Genomic DNA, 14,908 nt, shown 5'->3' on the forward strand with positions numbered 1-14,908 from the left:
TCAGCGGGTTTCCCCCGGTGGTGTGTGTGTGTAAAAGTCGTCGTGGGGAGAGACTGGTCGTAAATCTCAGCCGGTGGGGTGGTCGGCGTTGCTTACGTGGGACATCATGTCCGGTTTTCCCGGGGTTGCCATTACGCCATGACGTATCATCGTGAAATAATTGCAGTTATTCCTGCAATACCCTTCGGAGCCCGAATCAATCCTCGTTCCGCTCCATGGCGTAGGCCGTCATCACGCCTGCGACGATGGCCAGGCCACAGAAAGCCGGTGCACCCAGCAGGAAGGTCGTCGCGACAGCGCCTGCTGAAAGTAGCGCACAGAACGAACCCGCGACGTAAACCAGCAGCGGCATGCCGATGCCCCAGAAAATGGGATTCCGCCCGCTGCACATGGACCCGATGAAGCAGACCAGCGAGGCCATGAGCATGGTGCCACCCGCGATGATGAGCGAGCGGATGAACCAGTCGTCCTGCCCGAACCACACGCCCGCCGCCCCGCCAAATACCAGGGATGCGACCACGGCGATGACGGTATTGATGATCCCCTCGCGCGACCCGGTCCACAAGCCCGCCTGGCGCTCGCCGCCTTCGTGACGCTGGCGGCACCGCTCCAGCTTTGCGGATTGTGCGAGTTGGTCATCGGCCAGACGGCGCTCTTCAGAGACCGGCGGATAGGGCGGAAGGGGGAGGTTCGTGGTCATACCCTCACAATCGCAAACCCCGGTCCGAGATTTTCAAAAAATATGAATTATCCCGATTCGGGGAAACTCCGAGGTCGGAGAAGCTCGGCACAGAGAGATAGTCGCTCTCAGGCGATATTCCTTATCCGGGCTAAAAAGCGCCCTTCAAGCAGTCTCCGGACGGGAGAAAACCCCGTCGATCAGGAAAGAAGCCGTCGTTCCCGCGGCAATTGCCACTCCGAGGAAAAGCGGAGCGCCGTAGAGAAGCCCGACGCTGTCGGCATGCCCGCTCACGAGCGCCACCAGCATCCCACCGAGATAGACCGCGAACGGGACGCCCATGCCCCATCGGATGGGATTCCTTCCAAACAGAAGGGATCCGGCGACTGCGACCAAGATCCCCATGAGAATCGTTCCGGCGGCGAGATGTGTTCCATGCATCAGCGTGGACGTTCCATCAGCCACGGCGAACCAAGGACCGGCAGCACCACCGAACAGAAAAGCCGCACTCAGGACAAACATCGTGCCCGACCAACCGCATCCACTGCCCAGCCATGCCGGACGATTGGATCCCGCTTCGGATTCCTGTTTAGTGAGTTGAGGGCTTCCGATCACGCGATTCAGAAAGCCGGAAGTTTCTTAACACCGCAAGCTTAAATCTTCCGAACTTTTTAGAAATCCGTCTTAATCGTCGGATTTATACTAACTCGGATTTCAAAATCCCAAGACAAGTGGTCCGTGACTTATCCTTGGCTGCGACGATCTATCCTCAAGGACCGGCTGCGGTCGCATGATGGAGGAACGTCCTCGACACCGCCGGGCCTACCTCCCAAGCTGCCTCCATGCAAGCCGCCCCCACCTATCGATGGGGACTTGGCTTTGTCGTGATGCGATGGCGGCACCTCTTCTGGGTCCTACCGCTGCTCGGATTGCTTGGCGGTCTCGGGATGCGGCTATGGGCCCTCTACTGCCCTGTGGCCGTCGGAGTGATTCAACCTCTGCCAAACTCAACTCGCAGCTTCTACCCCGACCCCGCGGAGGCGGCACTGGTGTGGAAATACACGGACACTCTCGCCGAGACTGTGGACTCCCTCAATCTCCAAGAGCGTTGGCAGCTCCCCCCCGATGAATGCGTCATCAAGCTGCGCGGGATGGTCCGTAGCGAGCATAGGTCCGGCTCGCCGTCCGTTGAAGTTCGTGTGACCGGGCAAGACAGGAGAGAATCCATCGAGATCTGGGAAGAACTGCTCAACCGCACGGCACACCATTTTTATGCTCAGTATTCCGCAGCCGCCCAAGCGGAAATCGAATCGGCAACCGTGGATGTACGCGACTTGAAAAAGGAACTGGCTCAGGCACGGATGATATCGTCGGGGGGCAAAGGAGTCGACTCACCAGACCAGCAGGAACGCGAAGAGCGTATCGACGCTCTCCAGAGCAAATTGGATGCGGCTCAGGAAGCCCTCGTCGCTGCAAGATTACGTTTGCTCTCAGGGGAAACGAATGTCCTATACCTGCTGGTATACCCTCTGGAAATGCCAAGCATGCCCCCTTCCCCGATGGATCGGGACACCCTCCTCTCCATCCTCCGCCACGGCGGGTGGGGAGCCGGGATTGGGATCATCCTGTCCGTCTTGCTGGCCTACCTGCTGGAGCTGCTGTTTCCCCGACGACCTGCCGGGAGCGAAGCCGAGGGCTGACCACTGCATTTCCTCTGGCGCGGTCGTGGCTCCGCGCTTACCCGCCATGGATTGAATCCAGGGAAGATTCCCCTTCCCCGCCTCCGTATCCCCTTTTCATCATGGCCCGCCTTCATCGTCTCCTGCTCCTGTCCTCGTGCTTGCCGCTTCATGCCTTGCCGGAAGCGCCGCCCGCCGCTTTCCGCGCTCAGACGCTCGATGCGGAACTGGGCATTGGCTACGGGCTCTCGATCGCGGACATCGATGGCGACGGGAAGGACGACATCGTGCTGGTGGATGCGAAACAGACCGTGTGGTACCGGAATCCGGACTGGACGAAGCACCGGATGACCGGCGCGCTGACGAAGCTGGATCACGTGTGCGTCGCCGCCTGTGACATCGACCACGACAAGAAAGCCGAGGTTGCGATCGGTGCGGAGTGGAATCCCGGCGATACGAAGAACAGCGGTGCCGTCTTCACCCTCACCGCCCCGGAGGACCGGACGCAGGTATGGTCCGCGCAAAAGCAACACCATGAGCCGACCGTGCACCGGATGTATTGGGTGAAGGACGACGAGCAAAAACACTTCCTGGCCGTCCTGCCGCTCCACGGCTGCAACAACGTGAACACCGAGGGCGACGGCATCCGCTTCCTGGGCTACCGGCCGGTGCCCGACAAGGAGTGGCCGACCTTTCTCATCAACGACCAATTCCACCTCGCCCACAACTTCGACCCCGTGCCGTGGCCCGGCGTGACCGGCGAGGCGATGCTCGTGGCGTGCAAGGAAGGCGTCCACTTGCTCGAAAAAAGCGGCGACTCTTGGAAGCCGACCCGCATGACGGGAAAGGGCAGCGGCGAAGTGCGCCTCGGCAAGCTGCCCGATGGCAAGCGCATGATCGCGACCATCGAGCCCTTCCACGGCAATGCCGTGGTCATCAATCCAGAGAACAAGGACGGCCTGTGGTCCGACAAGCGCATCGTGCTCGATGAATCGCTCGCAGAGGGTCACGCGCTCGCCGCCGCCGACTTCCTCGGGCTGGGCCACGACCAGGTCATCGCCGGGTGGCGGAAGCCGAATACGGACAAGAAAGTCGGCATCCGCCTCTACGTCCCGACCGCCGCCGATGGCAGCACCTGGAAGCTCCACGCGACCATCGATGACAACACGATGGCCTGCGAGGACTTCAAGGTGGCCGACCTGAATGGCGACGGAAAGCCGGACATCATCGCCGCGGGCCGCTCGACGAAAAACCTCGTCGTCTATTGGAACGAACGGGAGTGATCCCCTGCCCGCTTCATTTCAGCGGGAGTTCTTCCAGATCCGCGTCGGCTCGACGAATGTGCATGGGAATAGCTCGTCACCCCCGACGAGGTCGTAACCCATCCCATCTCCGGTATTAAAAAAACCGCTCCCGCAGCGTCTCGCGTCCAGATGGCTGGGACGACGCTGTCGGAAGCGGCTTGAGATGCTCTTACCGCTGGTCGTGGATCAGCGGTGGATGATGTGGACGCCCTTCTTGCTGCCGGCGACGAATTCCAGCTTTCCATCGCCATCGATGTCCACGGCGAGGACTTGGCAGCCGACTCCGGAGTCATTGTCGATCACCTCGGGCTCCCAGCGCACGCCGTCGCCATCCTTGCGGTTGTAGAAGACCACGGCGAGGGCCGGGTCGCGCTCGCCCGGGTCATTGCCCATGTGCGCCCAGAAGCGCTTGCCGGTGATGAAGTCCATGCGACCGTCCTTGTCGAAGTCACCGGCATCCAGCGCGTGGAGTTGGCTGAATTGCAGGCCGCCGGGGCCGGTCTTCGAGCCATCCTCGGGAAGGATCTCGTGCGGGGTGAAGTTCACCTTGCCGTCCTTCGTTTCATTCTCATACCAGAAGAGGCCGTAGCCGTGGCCATTCAGCGCTGTCACGACGTCGTTGTCGCCGTCCTGATCGACATCGAAGACGAGCATCTGCGCGCCGCCCGGGCCGGAGAAGCGATACTGGTGCCAGGTCCACTTGCCGTCCTTCTCCTTCGGCTGCTCGAACCACCCGTCCTTCTCGACGATGTCCATGCGGCCGTCGCCATTCAGGTCGCCCACGCCGATGCCGTGGAGGTAGGGCGTGTCGGTGCGCTTGTCCGAGATGGCGATGAAGGTCCATGGCTTCGTGACGTCCGACCAATCCGCCTCCGCGTAGCCGAACTTGCCGCCCTGCATGCAGACAAATTCCTTCTTCCCGTCGCCATCGATGTCCACCCACATGGGGCTCTCGTGCGCGGCCTCGGTCATCACGCGGTGGGCCACCCATTCGCCGCCTTCCTTCCCGGGATTGATGTAGAGCGTAAGGTCCTTGCCGGGGTGGCTGGCCATGAGGATGTCATTCTTGCCGTCGCCATCCAGATCCTCCACCCAGCTCAGGAAGGAGTCTTCCATGTAGGAGCCGATGGGCATGGCCTTCCCTTCGCGGTAGGGCTTTGCCTCCTTGAAGTCCGGGCCCTTGATCCAGAAGGCACCGGCGACGAGGTCCTTCACGCCATCCCCGTCCACGTCACCGGCGGAGAGCCCCTCGGTGAGGAATTCGCGGGTCACCACGTGCTTTTTCCATGCGGAGCGGCCGGGGGTATTCGCGAGGGAAAAGGAAACGGCTGCCAGCAGGACACCGGCGGGCAGGAGAAGGGCGTGGGATTTCATGGATGGCTTGCTTGATTGGAAACGCGCGAAAACGCCCGGGACTTTCGTGCCGCGGCAGGGACTTGAAAGTCCCGGCCCGCCCGTATCGTCTGGGGATAGTCCATGAATCGCTTCCTGATCCTCGCCGTCACGACTCTTGCATTCCCAATTTGTGCCAAGGACCTCGCGCCCCTGCCCGCCGAGCTCTCCGCCTACCAACTCGATCCCGCACCGGTGCCCGCTGGACTGTTGCTGAAGAAGGGCGACCGCATCGCCATCTGCGGCGACTCCATCACGGAGCAGAAGCAGTACTCGGTGATCATGGAAAGCTATCTCACCGCCTGCCTGCCGGAGCTGGACATCACCTGCCGGCAGTACGGATGGGGTGGCGAGCAGGTGGGCGGCTTCCTCGGACGGCTGGAGAGCGACGTGCTCCGCTTCAAGCCGACTTTCGCGACCTCGTGCTACGGCATGAATGACTTCCGCTACGTGCCGTATGACGAGGGCATCGCCGCGGAGTATCGGAAGAACGAGACCACGATGGTGCAGGCATTCAAGAAGGCGGGCGCGCGCGTGCTGTTAGGCTCGCCCGGGATCATCGATACCGTGCCGCACTGGGTCCACTCGGCGAAGGGCACGAAGGAAGAGCTGAACGTGGCGCTTTCGAAGTTCCGCAACATCGGCATTCAGGTCGCGGCAGCGGAGAAGGTCGCCTTCGCCGATGTCTTCCGCCCGATGCTGCTGGCGGACCACGAGGCGGAAAAACTGCATGGCCCGGAATTCCTCGTGGCGGGGAAGGACGGCGTACACCCGGAGTGGGCCGGGCAGGTGGTGATGGCCTATGCCTTCCTGAAGGGCATGGGCATCGATGGCAACATCGGCACCATCACCATCGGCCGCTCGGGCAAGGCGACCGCCAGCGAGGGCCACAAGGTCGTCTCGTCCGATGGCGGCAAGATCACGATCCAGAGCGCGAAGCTGCCCTTCAGCCCCGGCCCGGGCGACGTGAAGAACCACGACTCGATCGCCGCCGGACTCGCGCTGGTGCCCTTCGATGACGAGCTGAACCGCTTCACGCTGAAGATCGATTTCCCAGAAGCGGAAAACTACGATGTGACTTGGGGCGACACGACGAAGAGCTACACCGCGGACGCCCTGAGGAAGGGGGTGAATCTCGCGAAGGACTTCCCTAACAGCCCGCTGGTCCCCGCTTTCAAGCGCGTGTGGGACGCGGTCGCGGCGAAGCAGGACTACGAGACGCGCCAGATCAAGGCACTGGTCCACGGCCCGGAAGGCGCTGCGGACCTCGATGGCACCTTCGCCGTGACGGAGAAGGCGCGTGCGAAATTCGCCAAGGCGATCGCCGATGCGAAGCAGCCGGCCGAGCACGTGATCACCGTGACGGCAAAGTGACGATGAACGCCTCATCGACACGCGGCGGATCGATGTCATGGTGCCCGGCATGACCCGACGCGACACCTTCCGGCTGATGGCCGGTGGCCTGGCGATGAGCCAGGTCTCCGGCGCGGAATCCACCTCCCCTGCCATGCTCACGCGCGCGATCCCCTCGACCGGCGAGAAGCTCCCGGTGATCGGCATGGGCACCTGGCAGACCTTCGACGTGGAGGACCCCGCACCGATGGAAGAGGTGCTGAAGGTCTTCTCGGAACTCGGCGGCAAGCTGCTGGATTCCTCGCCGATGTATGGGAAGTCCGAGCAAGTCGCCGGTGACCTGCTGGGGAAGCTGGCTCTTCGCGACAAGCTCTTCGTCGCCACGAAGGTGTGGATCAAGGGCAAGGCCGAGGGCATCGCGCAGATGGAGTCCTCGATGAAGAAGCTCCGCGCGAAACCCATCGACCTGATGCAGGTGCACAACCTCGTGGATGTGGGCACGCAGCTCGATACCCTGCGCGGGTGGAAGAAGGACGGCACGGTCCGCTACCTCGGCATCACCCATTACACCGCGAGCCAGCACGGAGCGGTGGCGAAGCTGCTGGAATCCGAGGCGCTCGATTTCCTACAGATCAACTACTCCGTCGGCGAGCGAGAGGCGGAGGAGAGGCTGCTGCCGCTGGCCAAGGACAAGGGCGTGGCGGTCATCGCAAACCGGCCCTTCGCGGGCGGCGGGCTTTTCGCGAAGCTGCGTGAGAAACCACTGCCGGGATGGGCGAAGGAAATCGGCTGCGAGAGCTGGGCGCAGGTGATGCTGAAATTCGTGGTGTCACACCCCGCGATGACCTGTGCGATCCCGGCGACATCGAAGGTGAAGCACCTCCGCGACAACATGCAGGCCGGTCACGGCACCATGCCGGACGAGGCGATGCGGAAGCGCATCGCCGCAGAGGTGGCGTGACCAAAAGTGGCTGCGGCATCCTGCCGCAAGCCTGCACTGGAGGAGGCTTGCGGCAAGATGCCGCAGCCACGATTGATCACGATCACAGGGTCAACCCATCGCCTTTTCCATCAGCGCGTTCATGCGCTTCACTGTTTCGCGGGCATCGTCGAGGAGGCCTGCGGCGATGAGGGCATTGTCGAAGAGCTGGCCGGCCACCAGTTTCGCGAGTTCCGGATTCGACTCGCTGGTCTCTGCGAGCTTTTTCACGAGCGGGTGGCGCGGGTTGATCTCCAGCTCCACCTTCACCTCGTCTTTGAAGTTCTCATCCATCGCCTTCATCATGCGGCGCATCTGCGGCGTCATGCCGTCCTGCGGGACCAGCGCGATGACCGGGCTGTCCACGAGACGCTTGCCGCTCGCGACGCTGGTGACCTTGTCGCCCAGCTCTTCCTGGAGGAAGGAGCACAGCTTGCCCGTCGCCTCTTCGCTGAGTGCGTCGCCCTCGTTCGCGCTGTCTTCCAGCTCCACGCCCGCGTGGCTGATGGAGACCAGCTTCTTGCCGTCGAATTCACCGAGCGACTCGACGACGTATTCGTCCACCGGATCGGTGAAATACACGACCTCCAGCCCGCGGGCCTTGAAGGCCTCGATGTACGGGCTCGTCTCGAGCTGCGCGCGGCTGGCTCCGACGATGTAGTAGATCTTGTCCTGGCCGTCCTTCGCACGCGCGGCGTAGTCGGCGAAGCTGGAGAGCTTGCCCTCCTCCGTCATCGAGGACTCGAAGCGCAGCAGCTTCGCGATGCCGTCCTTGCTCGCGTAGTCGGTGGCGACGCCTTCCTTGAAGAAACGGTCGAATTTCTTGTAGAACGCCTGGAACTTCTCCGGGTCCGCCTCGGCTTCCTTCTCGAACATCTTCACCACGCGCTTCGAGATCACGCTGCCGAGCTTCCGCACCAGCGCGCTGTCCTGCATCGTCTCGCGGGAAATGTTCAGCGGCAGGTCAGCGCTATCGATCACGCCCTTGAGGAAGCGCATCCACTCCGGCAGCAGGCCCTTCGGCGAGGAATCGATGAGCACCTTCTTGCAATACAGCGCGACGGCAGGCTCGGTCTTCTGCATGCCCCAGCGCTCCATGTTTTCGTCCGGGACGAAGATCAGCGCGTTGATCGCGATCGGTGCATCGGCGCTGAAGTGCAGGCGGTAGGACGGATCGCTGTAGCCGTGGCAGGCGAACTGGTAGAATTCCTTGTACTCCTCCTCGGTGATGTCGGCCTTGTTCTTCAGCCACAGCGCCTCGACCTTGTTGATGCGCTCGCCATTCAGGTGGATCGGGAAGCCGACGAAATTGCTATAGCGCTCGATGAGGTGCTTCACCCGCGTGTCTTCGGCGAATTCCGCGTGCTCCTCCTTCAGGTGCAGCACGATCTTCACGCCGCGCTCCAGGCCGCTGGCCTCCTCGATCGAGTAGCCGCTCACGCCATCGCTGGTCCACAGCAGGTCCTCGCCCTCCACGCGCCAGGAGCGGGTGAAGACCTCCACCTTCTCCGCCACCATGAAGGCCGAGTAGAAGCCGACGCCGAACTGGCCGATCATGTTCGCGGGAGAGTTGCCGCTCTCCTTCATCGCCGTGAGGAAGGCCTTCGTGCCCGAGTGCGCGATGGTGCCGAGATTCTCCACCAGCTCGCCGCGAGTCATGCCGATGCCGCGGTCTGCGATGGTCACGGTGCGGGCTTCCTTGTCCGTGGTGATGTGGATCTCCAGAGGCAGCGCGGCGTCGTGGATGTCCTTTTCCGTGCCCTGCAGGTGGCGCAGCTTCTCCATCGAGTCCGAGGCATTCGACACCAGTTCGCGGAGGAAGATCTCACGGTCGGTGTAGAGGGAGTGGACGACGAGGTCGAGGAGCTGCTTGATTTCGGCCTGGAAGGAGTGCGTTTCGAGAGTGGCTTCGCTCATAGGGAGTTGAGTGGCTAGGGGCCGCGAAAATAGCGGGCGATTCCCGGCTGTCAAAGCGCGAGCGAAAGCGGCGGAAAAGCCGGATCCGCGGAGGATCGGCAAATTCTTCGGTGGTGTCGCCACGCATCCTTGCTTTGGTACAGGCCGACCCCCTAAAAATACGGGAAACCCGGAATAGCCATGTCAGAAAACCCTTCCCGCCGCCCCCGCATCCTCGTCGTCACGCCGGAAATCACCTATTTGCCGGAGGGAATGGGCAACCTCGCCCAGCGGATGTGCGCGAAGGCCGGTGGACTGGCAGACGTCTCGGCCTCGCTGGTGAAGGCACTCTATGACCAGGGCGCGGACGTCCATGTGGCGCTGCCGAACTACCGCCGGATGTTCCACCTCGATGTGGCGAGCGTCTTCGACAATGAATTCGAGAAGGTCAGCCGGGCGCTGCCCGAGCAGCGCATCCACCTCGCGCAGGACCGCGTCTTCTACCACCGCTCCAGCGTCTATGGCGCGGAGAATCACCTCATCGCCCTGGCCTTCCAGCGCGAGGTGATCAATCACACCATCCCGCAGGTGCGGCCGGACCTGATCCACTGCAATGACTGGATGACCGGCCTCATCCCGGCAGTGGCGAAGCGCTACGGCATCAAGTCGCTCTTCACCGTCCACAATATCCACTCCGAGCACCTCACGCTGGCGCAGATCGAGGACCGGGGAATCGACGCCGCGGACTTCTGGCAGCAGTGCTACTTCCGCCGTGCGCCGTGGAACTACGAGGAAAGCCGTGCGAACAACCCGGTGGACCTGCTCACCACGGGCATCCTCTCCGCCGACCACGTGAATACGGTCAGCCCGACCTTCCTCGAGGAGATCGTCCACGGGCACCATCACTTCATCCCGGATGCGATCCGGAACCAGCTCCGCGAGAAGCATCGCGAAGGCCGGGCCACCGGCATCCTGAACGCGCCGGACCCGGTCTTCGATCCCGCGACGGACCCCTATCTGAAGAACCACTTCACCGCCGCGACGCACGCCGAGGGCAAGCTGAAGAACAAGCTGGAGCTGCAGGAACGGCTCGGCCTGATGGGAGATCCGGACGTGCCGCTCTTCTTCTGGCCCTCGCGCCTCGATCCCGTGCAGAAGGGATGTCAGCTCCTCGGCGAGATCCTTCACTCGCTCGTCACGCAGAACCGCATCCAGATCGCGATCATCGCGAGCGGCGCCTACAAGAACCACTTCCACGACATCGTGAACCGCCATCGCTTCCACGGTCAGGTGGCGGTGCGGGATTTCGATGAAGGGCTCTCGCACCTCGGCTACGCGGCCAGCGACTTCATCTTCATGCCATCCTCCTTCGAGCCCTGCGGACTGCCGCAGATGATCGCACCGAAGTATGGCAGCCTGACCATCGCCCACGATACAGGCGGCCTGCACGATACCGTGGAGCCCTTTGACGCCGATGCGGACAAGGGCAATGGCTTCCTCTTCCAGCACTTCAATGGCGACGGCCTGCGCTGGGCGGTGAACGAGGCCCTGCGCTTTTACCACGCCGGAGAGGAGCACCGGGTGCACCACCGCGCCCGCATCATGAATGAAGCCGTGGCCACCTTCAACCACGAGGCCACCGCCGCAGCCTATATCAAGCGCTACGAGCAGATGCTGGATACCGAGGTGATGGCGTGAGGAGCGGGTCACGCTCCTCCTAACGCAAAACGCGGGCCGCCCGATGGACGACCCGCGCTTGGAATCAATCTAACAACACCAGCCGGTCTCAGGGCTTCGTCGCGACGACGCGGCCGAAGAGCTTCTGGCCGACGGCATTCGTGCGGGGAATGCGGACCACCACGGTATCGAAGTCCGCGGATGGGGAATCCTCCGTAATCGTCACTCCGCCCGCGGACACAGGACCGAGGGTGGCGAAGTCGGTCCACGAGCCGAGGGTCGTGGAGAACTGCACCTTCACCACCGCATCAGCTTCGGAGGCATCCGAGCGACGGAAGGTGAGAATCAGGTCATTCGCATCCAGGGTCTGCTTCGGCAGGATCGACAGGTCATTCGATCCCGGTCCGACCGGGATGCCGCCGAGCACGTACTCCAGCACGTTGCTGATGCCGTCGCCGTCCGCATCCTGCTCCGGCCCGTCATTCACGCCGACGGTGAAGGGATAGGAAGAAGCCCAGGCGGTGTAGCCGTTTCCAGCCGGAGGAGGACCCACGCGAATCTTGCCGGTACCGGTGATGAAGCCGGGATCGGTGCTCGAGTCATACACGCCGTTGGCCTTCACCTGGCCATTGATCGTCAGCGAGCCCACCTGGTCGGTGGACGTGTGCGTCAGATTCAGCACGGCTCCCGTCGCTCCGATGACCACTGCGGAGGTGTCGGAAAGCACCGGCTTGGTGATCGACAGCGTGCCCGCAGTCACGGTGGTGCTGCCGGTGTAGGTATTGTCCCCGGAGAGCGTCCAGGTGCCGGCATCGATCTTTTCCACCGCGGTGATGGTATTTGCGCCCACGCCGTTCGAGATCACGCCGCTCACCGAGTTCGCAGCGGTGGAGGTGCCTCCGAGGATGAGGTTGCGGAGCACGTTGAAGCCGTTCGTCACATTGCCCGTGATGGACAGCGAGTCCGCCATGGAGCGGATGATCGTGTGACCGCCGCCGTCCAGCAGCGAGATGTTGCCGGAGATGACGTTGTTCCCGCTGACATTCGAGACCGCATAGCCGATGGCGCCGGTGCCCGTTCCATCATTGCTGAGGATGAGGTTGTTCGGAATGGTGATGCCCCCCTCAATGTGAAGGGCACCGGTGCGGGTCCGGTTGGTGTAGGTGCTGCCACCGAGCGCTCCACCGTTTTGCAGGACCATGATCCCGGTTTCGACCCGTGTCGTGCCATTGTGGGTATTCGCCGAGTTAAGGATCAATGTGCCGGTCCCCTGCTTGGCCAGCCACAGCGAAGCCGATCCTCCATTGGCAAGAGTGCCGCTGAAGGTGTTGGTATTGGTCCCTGCCGTATTCACGACCAGCGTGCGAGCGTGAGATGCTCCGTTCACGATGGTTCCCGTACCTGTAAGCCCGCCCACCGTGAGATCGCCACTCTCGGCTTCGGTCGCGCCCGGGCGATTCATCTGCACGGTCCCGCCGTTGACCGCGAGGGTTCCGTTCACGACGCTTGCCGCACCGAAGGAGCCCACGCTGGTGAGGACGAGCGTCCCGCTGCCCGTCTTCGTGATGCCGTGAGCGGGGCTCTTGAGCTCACCCACGGTGAGCGTGCTGCCATTCACCGCCACGATGCGATCGGTGCCCAGGCCATTCGCCGTCACTTCGCCGGAGCCCATGTCCAGGCTGTGCGTGCCGGTGAAAGTGAAGTCTCCGCCCCAGGTCTGACGCTTCGACGACGTGAGCACGACGTCCGCCGCGCTCGTGTTGTCCAAGGTGGTGCCGCCGTGGATGGTGAAGATACCGGTGGTGCCGCCGCCGAGTGCTCCGGCGCTGTTCAGGTTCAGGCTGCCCGCGTCGAGGACGAGTCCACCGGTGAAGGTATTCGCGCCGCTCAGGGTCAGATTGCCCGTGCCCGACTTCGTGATGGTGCCTGCATTCGCACCCGCGATGGGGTTTGCATAGACATTGCTGGCACCATCCAAATTCAGGATGAGCTGGGCGTCGTTCGTGATCGTGGAGGAAGAGGCGATCGAGCCTGCTCCCGTCACCTCGAGGATACCGCCATTGATGGTGGTGGCACCCGTGTAGGTATTCGGGGTGGAAAGCGTGAGCTTCCCTGCGAGGCTCTTCGTCAGGGACCCGCCCTGGATGCCAGAGCCATTCGTGCTACCAATGACGTAATCGGTGAAGGCCGCCTCGATGATCGTGATCGAGGGCGTTACGTTCGACGCGAGATTCACGTCGGTCCGTGTCGCGCCATCGTCGAAGCTGACCGCGCTGCCATTCGTGAATTCGGCCGGGTTGCTTTGCTGGCTCCAGTTCCGCGAACCGCCAACGGCCGCGGTGGTCCAATCGGAGCTCTGGTTGCCAGTCCACTTCAAGGTCTCGCCCGTCACGCGCACGACGATCTCGCTGCCGGTATTCACCAGTGTCGCGGTCTGCGTCGGATTCAGTCCCGGCATCGTGCCGAGCACGAAGTGCGATGCATTCCCCACCGAGGTGTAGGTCTCGTAGTCGATCACCGTGTAATCCGAACCCGAGGTCCAGGAACCTGCGGTATTCGTCATGTTCACGACCACGCTGGCCGGGGTTGTCGTCGTGAGGGACTGGGAGAGGATGAATTGCTCCGCATAGGGACCATTGGCCCGGATATTCAGGGTGGCTGCTCCCTGGAAGGTGAGCGAGTTCACCGTGGTGAACGCACCGAGGCCATTGCCCGGGATGACCGTATTCGCCACCGCGTCGGCGACGGTGAGGCTGTTAATGATGCCCGGGCCTTCGACCGTGCCCTGTGTCAGCGTGACCGGCGGAAGGATGTTGGTGGAGAGGGAATTCGCCGCGATTAGGAAGCGGGCTCCGCTGCCATTGACCGTGACGCCGCTGCTGGTGTCAAAGGGCTGCGCATTGCTCACCGTCAACGTGCCCGCAGTCACCGTCGTGGGGCCGGTGTAGGTGTTCGCATTGCTCACCAGCAGGGTGCCCGCGCCAGCCTTCGTCAGGCCGCCATTCGAGACGACACCGGAGAGCACCACGTCATTCGCGACGGTGGTGTCGTTGACGGTGATGGTGCGTGTGCCTCCGTTCAGGTTCGTCGCACCGGAGAAATTGAGCTGGTTGTTGATGCCCACCACGCCGGCGGTGAAGTCCGCCTGCACCACGAGCGCATTGCCCAGGTTGCGGTTCGCGGCGCGCGGGACGATCTCGCCGCCATTCATCGTGATCGGGCCGGTGCCGAAGCCCGCGTTGTTGCTCACGTGGAACTTGCCTGCATTAAGCGTGGTGCCGCCGGTGTAGGTATTCGCGACGGTGAAATAGATCGCGCCCGTGCCGTTCTTCGTGACGCCGCCGGAGCCGCTGACCACGCCCGTCACCTGAATGCTGTTCCCTCCTTGGTTCGCGACATCGCCCACGGCTGCCGTGTCAATGACGAGGCTGCTATTGAGGACTACCGGCGCGGTGATCTGGTCGAGAACGTTATTGTTTGCCGCCGCCTTCGTTATCGTGGCCGGGCTGCCAAGATTGTCGAAGATGAGGCTGCCGCCACCCGTGCCATTGATCGTGACGGTCCAATAAGCCGAACCCGGGTCGCCGAAAGTGAGTGCGCCCACCGTGCGGGAAGTCCCGGCGAGCGAGACGACCTTGTTGTTGGTGCTGTAGTTGAGATTGAAGTTCGCGACGTCCCCGGCGGAGGTCGGGATGCCGGCGGACCAGTTGACGGCATCGCCCCAGTTTCCGTTGGGGGTGGTGCCGTTGTTCAGCCAGTTCGAAGTGATCGCCATGGCACTGGGTGCGGCAGTGGCGAGGACGAGCGCTGAGGCGAGAAGAGCAGAGCGACTGGTAATGCGGGTTTTGTACATATCCTTGGGCTTCATGGGTCTCTTGATGGGTTGGGAGAGTTTGAAAACGGACGCTTGGGATTCGTCCGTATCTGGAGCGCGAGTATTCCCGACAAA

Annotated in this window: 10 protein-coding genes; 5 read left to right on the plus strand and 5 right to left on the minus strand. The window is 62.6% G+C overall.

What is annotated here, in order from left to right; translation table 11 throughout:
* Positions 1–196 precede the first annotated feature (196 nt).
* The gene (locus OKA04_RS06080) at positions 197–700 is read right to left on the minus strand and encodes a hypothetical protein (RefSeq protein WP_264500251.1); all 504 of its coding nucleotides are present in this window, start codon (positions 698–700) and stop codon (positions 197–199) included.
* A gap of 144 nt (positions 701–844) precedes the next feature.
* Complete coding sequence (locus tag OKA04_RS06085) at positions 845–1,294, minus strand: hypothetical protein (protein ID WP_264500252.1); 450 nt, start codon at positions 1,292–1,294, stop codon at positions 845–847.
* Positions 1,295–1,521: 227 nt separating this feature from the next.
* On the opposite strand from OKA04_RS06085, the gene OKA04_RS06090 reads away from it, so the two are divergent.
* A complete protein-coding gene (locus OKA04_RS06090; protein WP_264500253.1) occupies positions 1,522–2,379 on the plus strand; it encodes a hypothetical protein in 858 nt (285 codons plus the stop codon).
* 101 nt (positions 2,380–2,480) lie between these two features.
* On the plus strand, positions 2,481–3,641 hold the full coding sequence (locus OKA04_RS06095) for an FG-GAP-like repeat-containing protein (RefSeq protein ID WP_264500254.1): 1,161 nt from the start codon (positions 2,481–2,483) through the stop codon (positions 3,639–3,641).
* Between the two features lie 207 nt (positions 3,642–3,848).
* Here OKA04_RS06095 and OKA04_RS06100 read toward each other — a convergent pair whose 3' ends face one another.
* A complete protein-coding gene (locus tag OKA04_RS06100; protein ID WP_264500255.1) occupies positions 3,849–5,036 on the minus strand; it encodes an FG-GAP repeat domain-containing protein in 1,188 nt (395 codons plus the stop codon).
* A 102-nt stretch (positions 5,037–5,138) separates the two neighbouring features.
* On the opposite strand from OKA04_RS06100, the gene OKA04_RS06105 reads away from it, so the two are divergent.
* Both OKA04_RS06105 and OKA04_RS06110 read left to right on the plus strand, forming a co-directional pair.
* A complete protein-coding gene (locus OKA04_RS06105; protein ID WP_264500256.1) occupies positions 5,139–6,428 on the plus strand; it encodes an SGNH/GDSL hydrolase family protein in 1,290 nt (429 codons plus the stop codon).
* Positions 6,429–6,477: 49 nt separating this feature from the next.
* Complete coding sequence (locus OKA04_RS06110; RefSeq protein ID WP_264500257.1) at positions 6,478–7,368, plus strand: aldo/keto reductase; 891 nt, start codon at positions 6,478–6,480, stop codon at positions 7,366–7,368.
* A gap of 90 nt (positions 7,369–7,458) precedes the next feature.
* Here the strand turns inward: OKA04_RS06110 and htpG are convergent, their stop codons facing one another.
* Positions 7,459–9,303: a molecular chaperone HtpG gene (htpG, locus tag OKA04_RS06115; RefSeq protein WP_264500258.1), complete on the minus strand. Its 1,845-nt coding sequence runs from the start codon at positions 9,301–9,303 to the stop codon at positions 7,459–7,461.
* Positions 9,304–9,483: 180 nt separating this feature from the next.
* On the opposite strand from htpG, the gene OKA04_RS06120 reads away from it, so the two are divergent.
* On the plus strand, positions 9,484–10,980 hold the full coding sequence (locus OKA04_RS06120; protein WP_264500259.1) for a glycogen synthase: 1,497 nt from the start codon (positions 9,484–9,486) through the stop codon (positions 10,978–10,980).
* Positions 10,981–11,068: 88 nt separating this feature from the next.
* Here the strand turns inward: OKA04_RS06120 and OKA04_RS06125 are convergent, their stop codons facing one another.
* Positions 11,069–14,827: a beta strand repeat-containing protein gene (locus tag OKA04_RS06125; RefSeq protein WP_264500260.1), complete on the minus strand. Its 3,759-nt coding sequence runs from the start codon at positions 14,825–14,827 to the stop codon at positions 11,069–11,071.
* Positions 14,828–14,908: the final 81 nt, after the last annotated feature.

The organism is Luteolibacter flavescens (assembly GCF_025950085.1).
GTDB lineage: Bacteria > Verrucomicrobiota > Verrucomicrobiia > Verrucomicrobiales > Akkermansiaceae > Haloferula > Haloferula flavescens.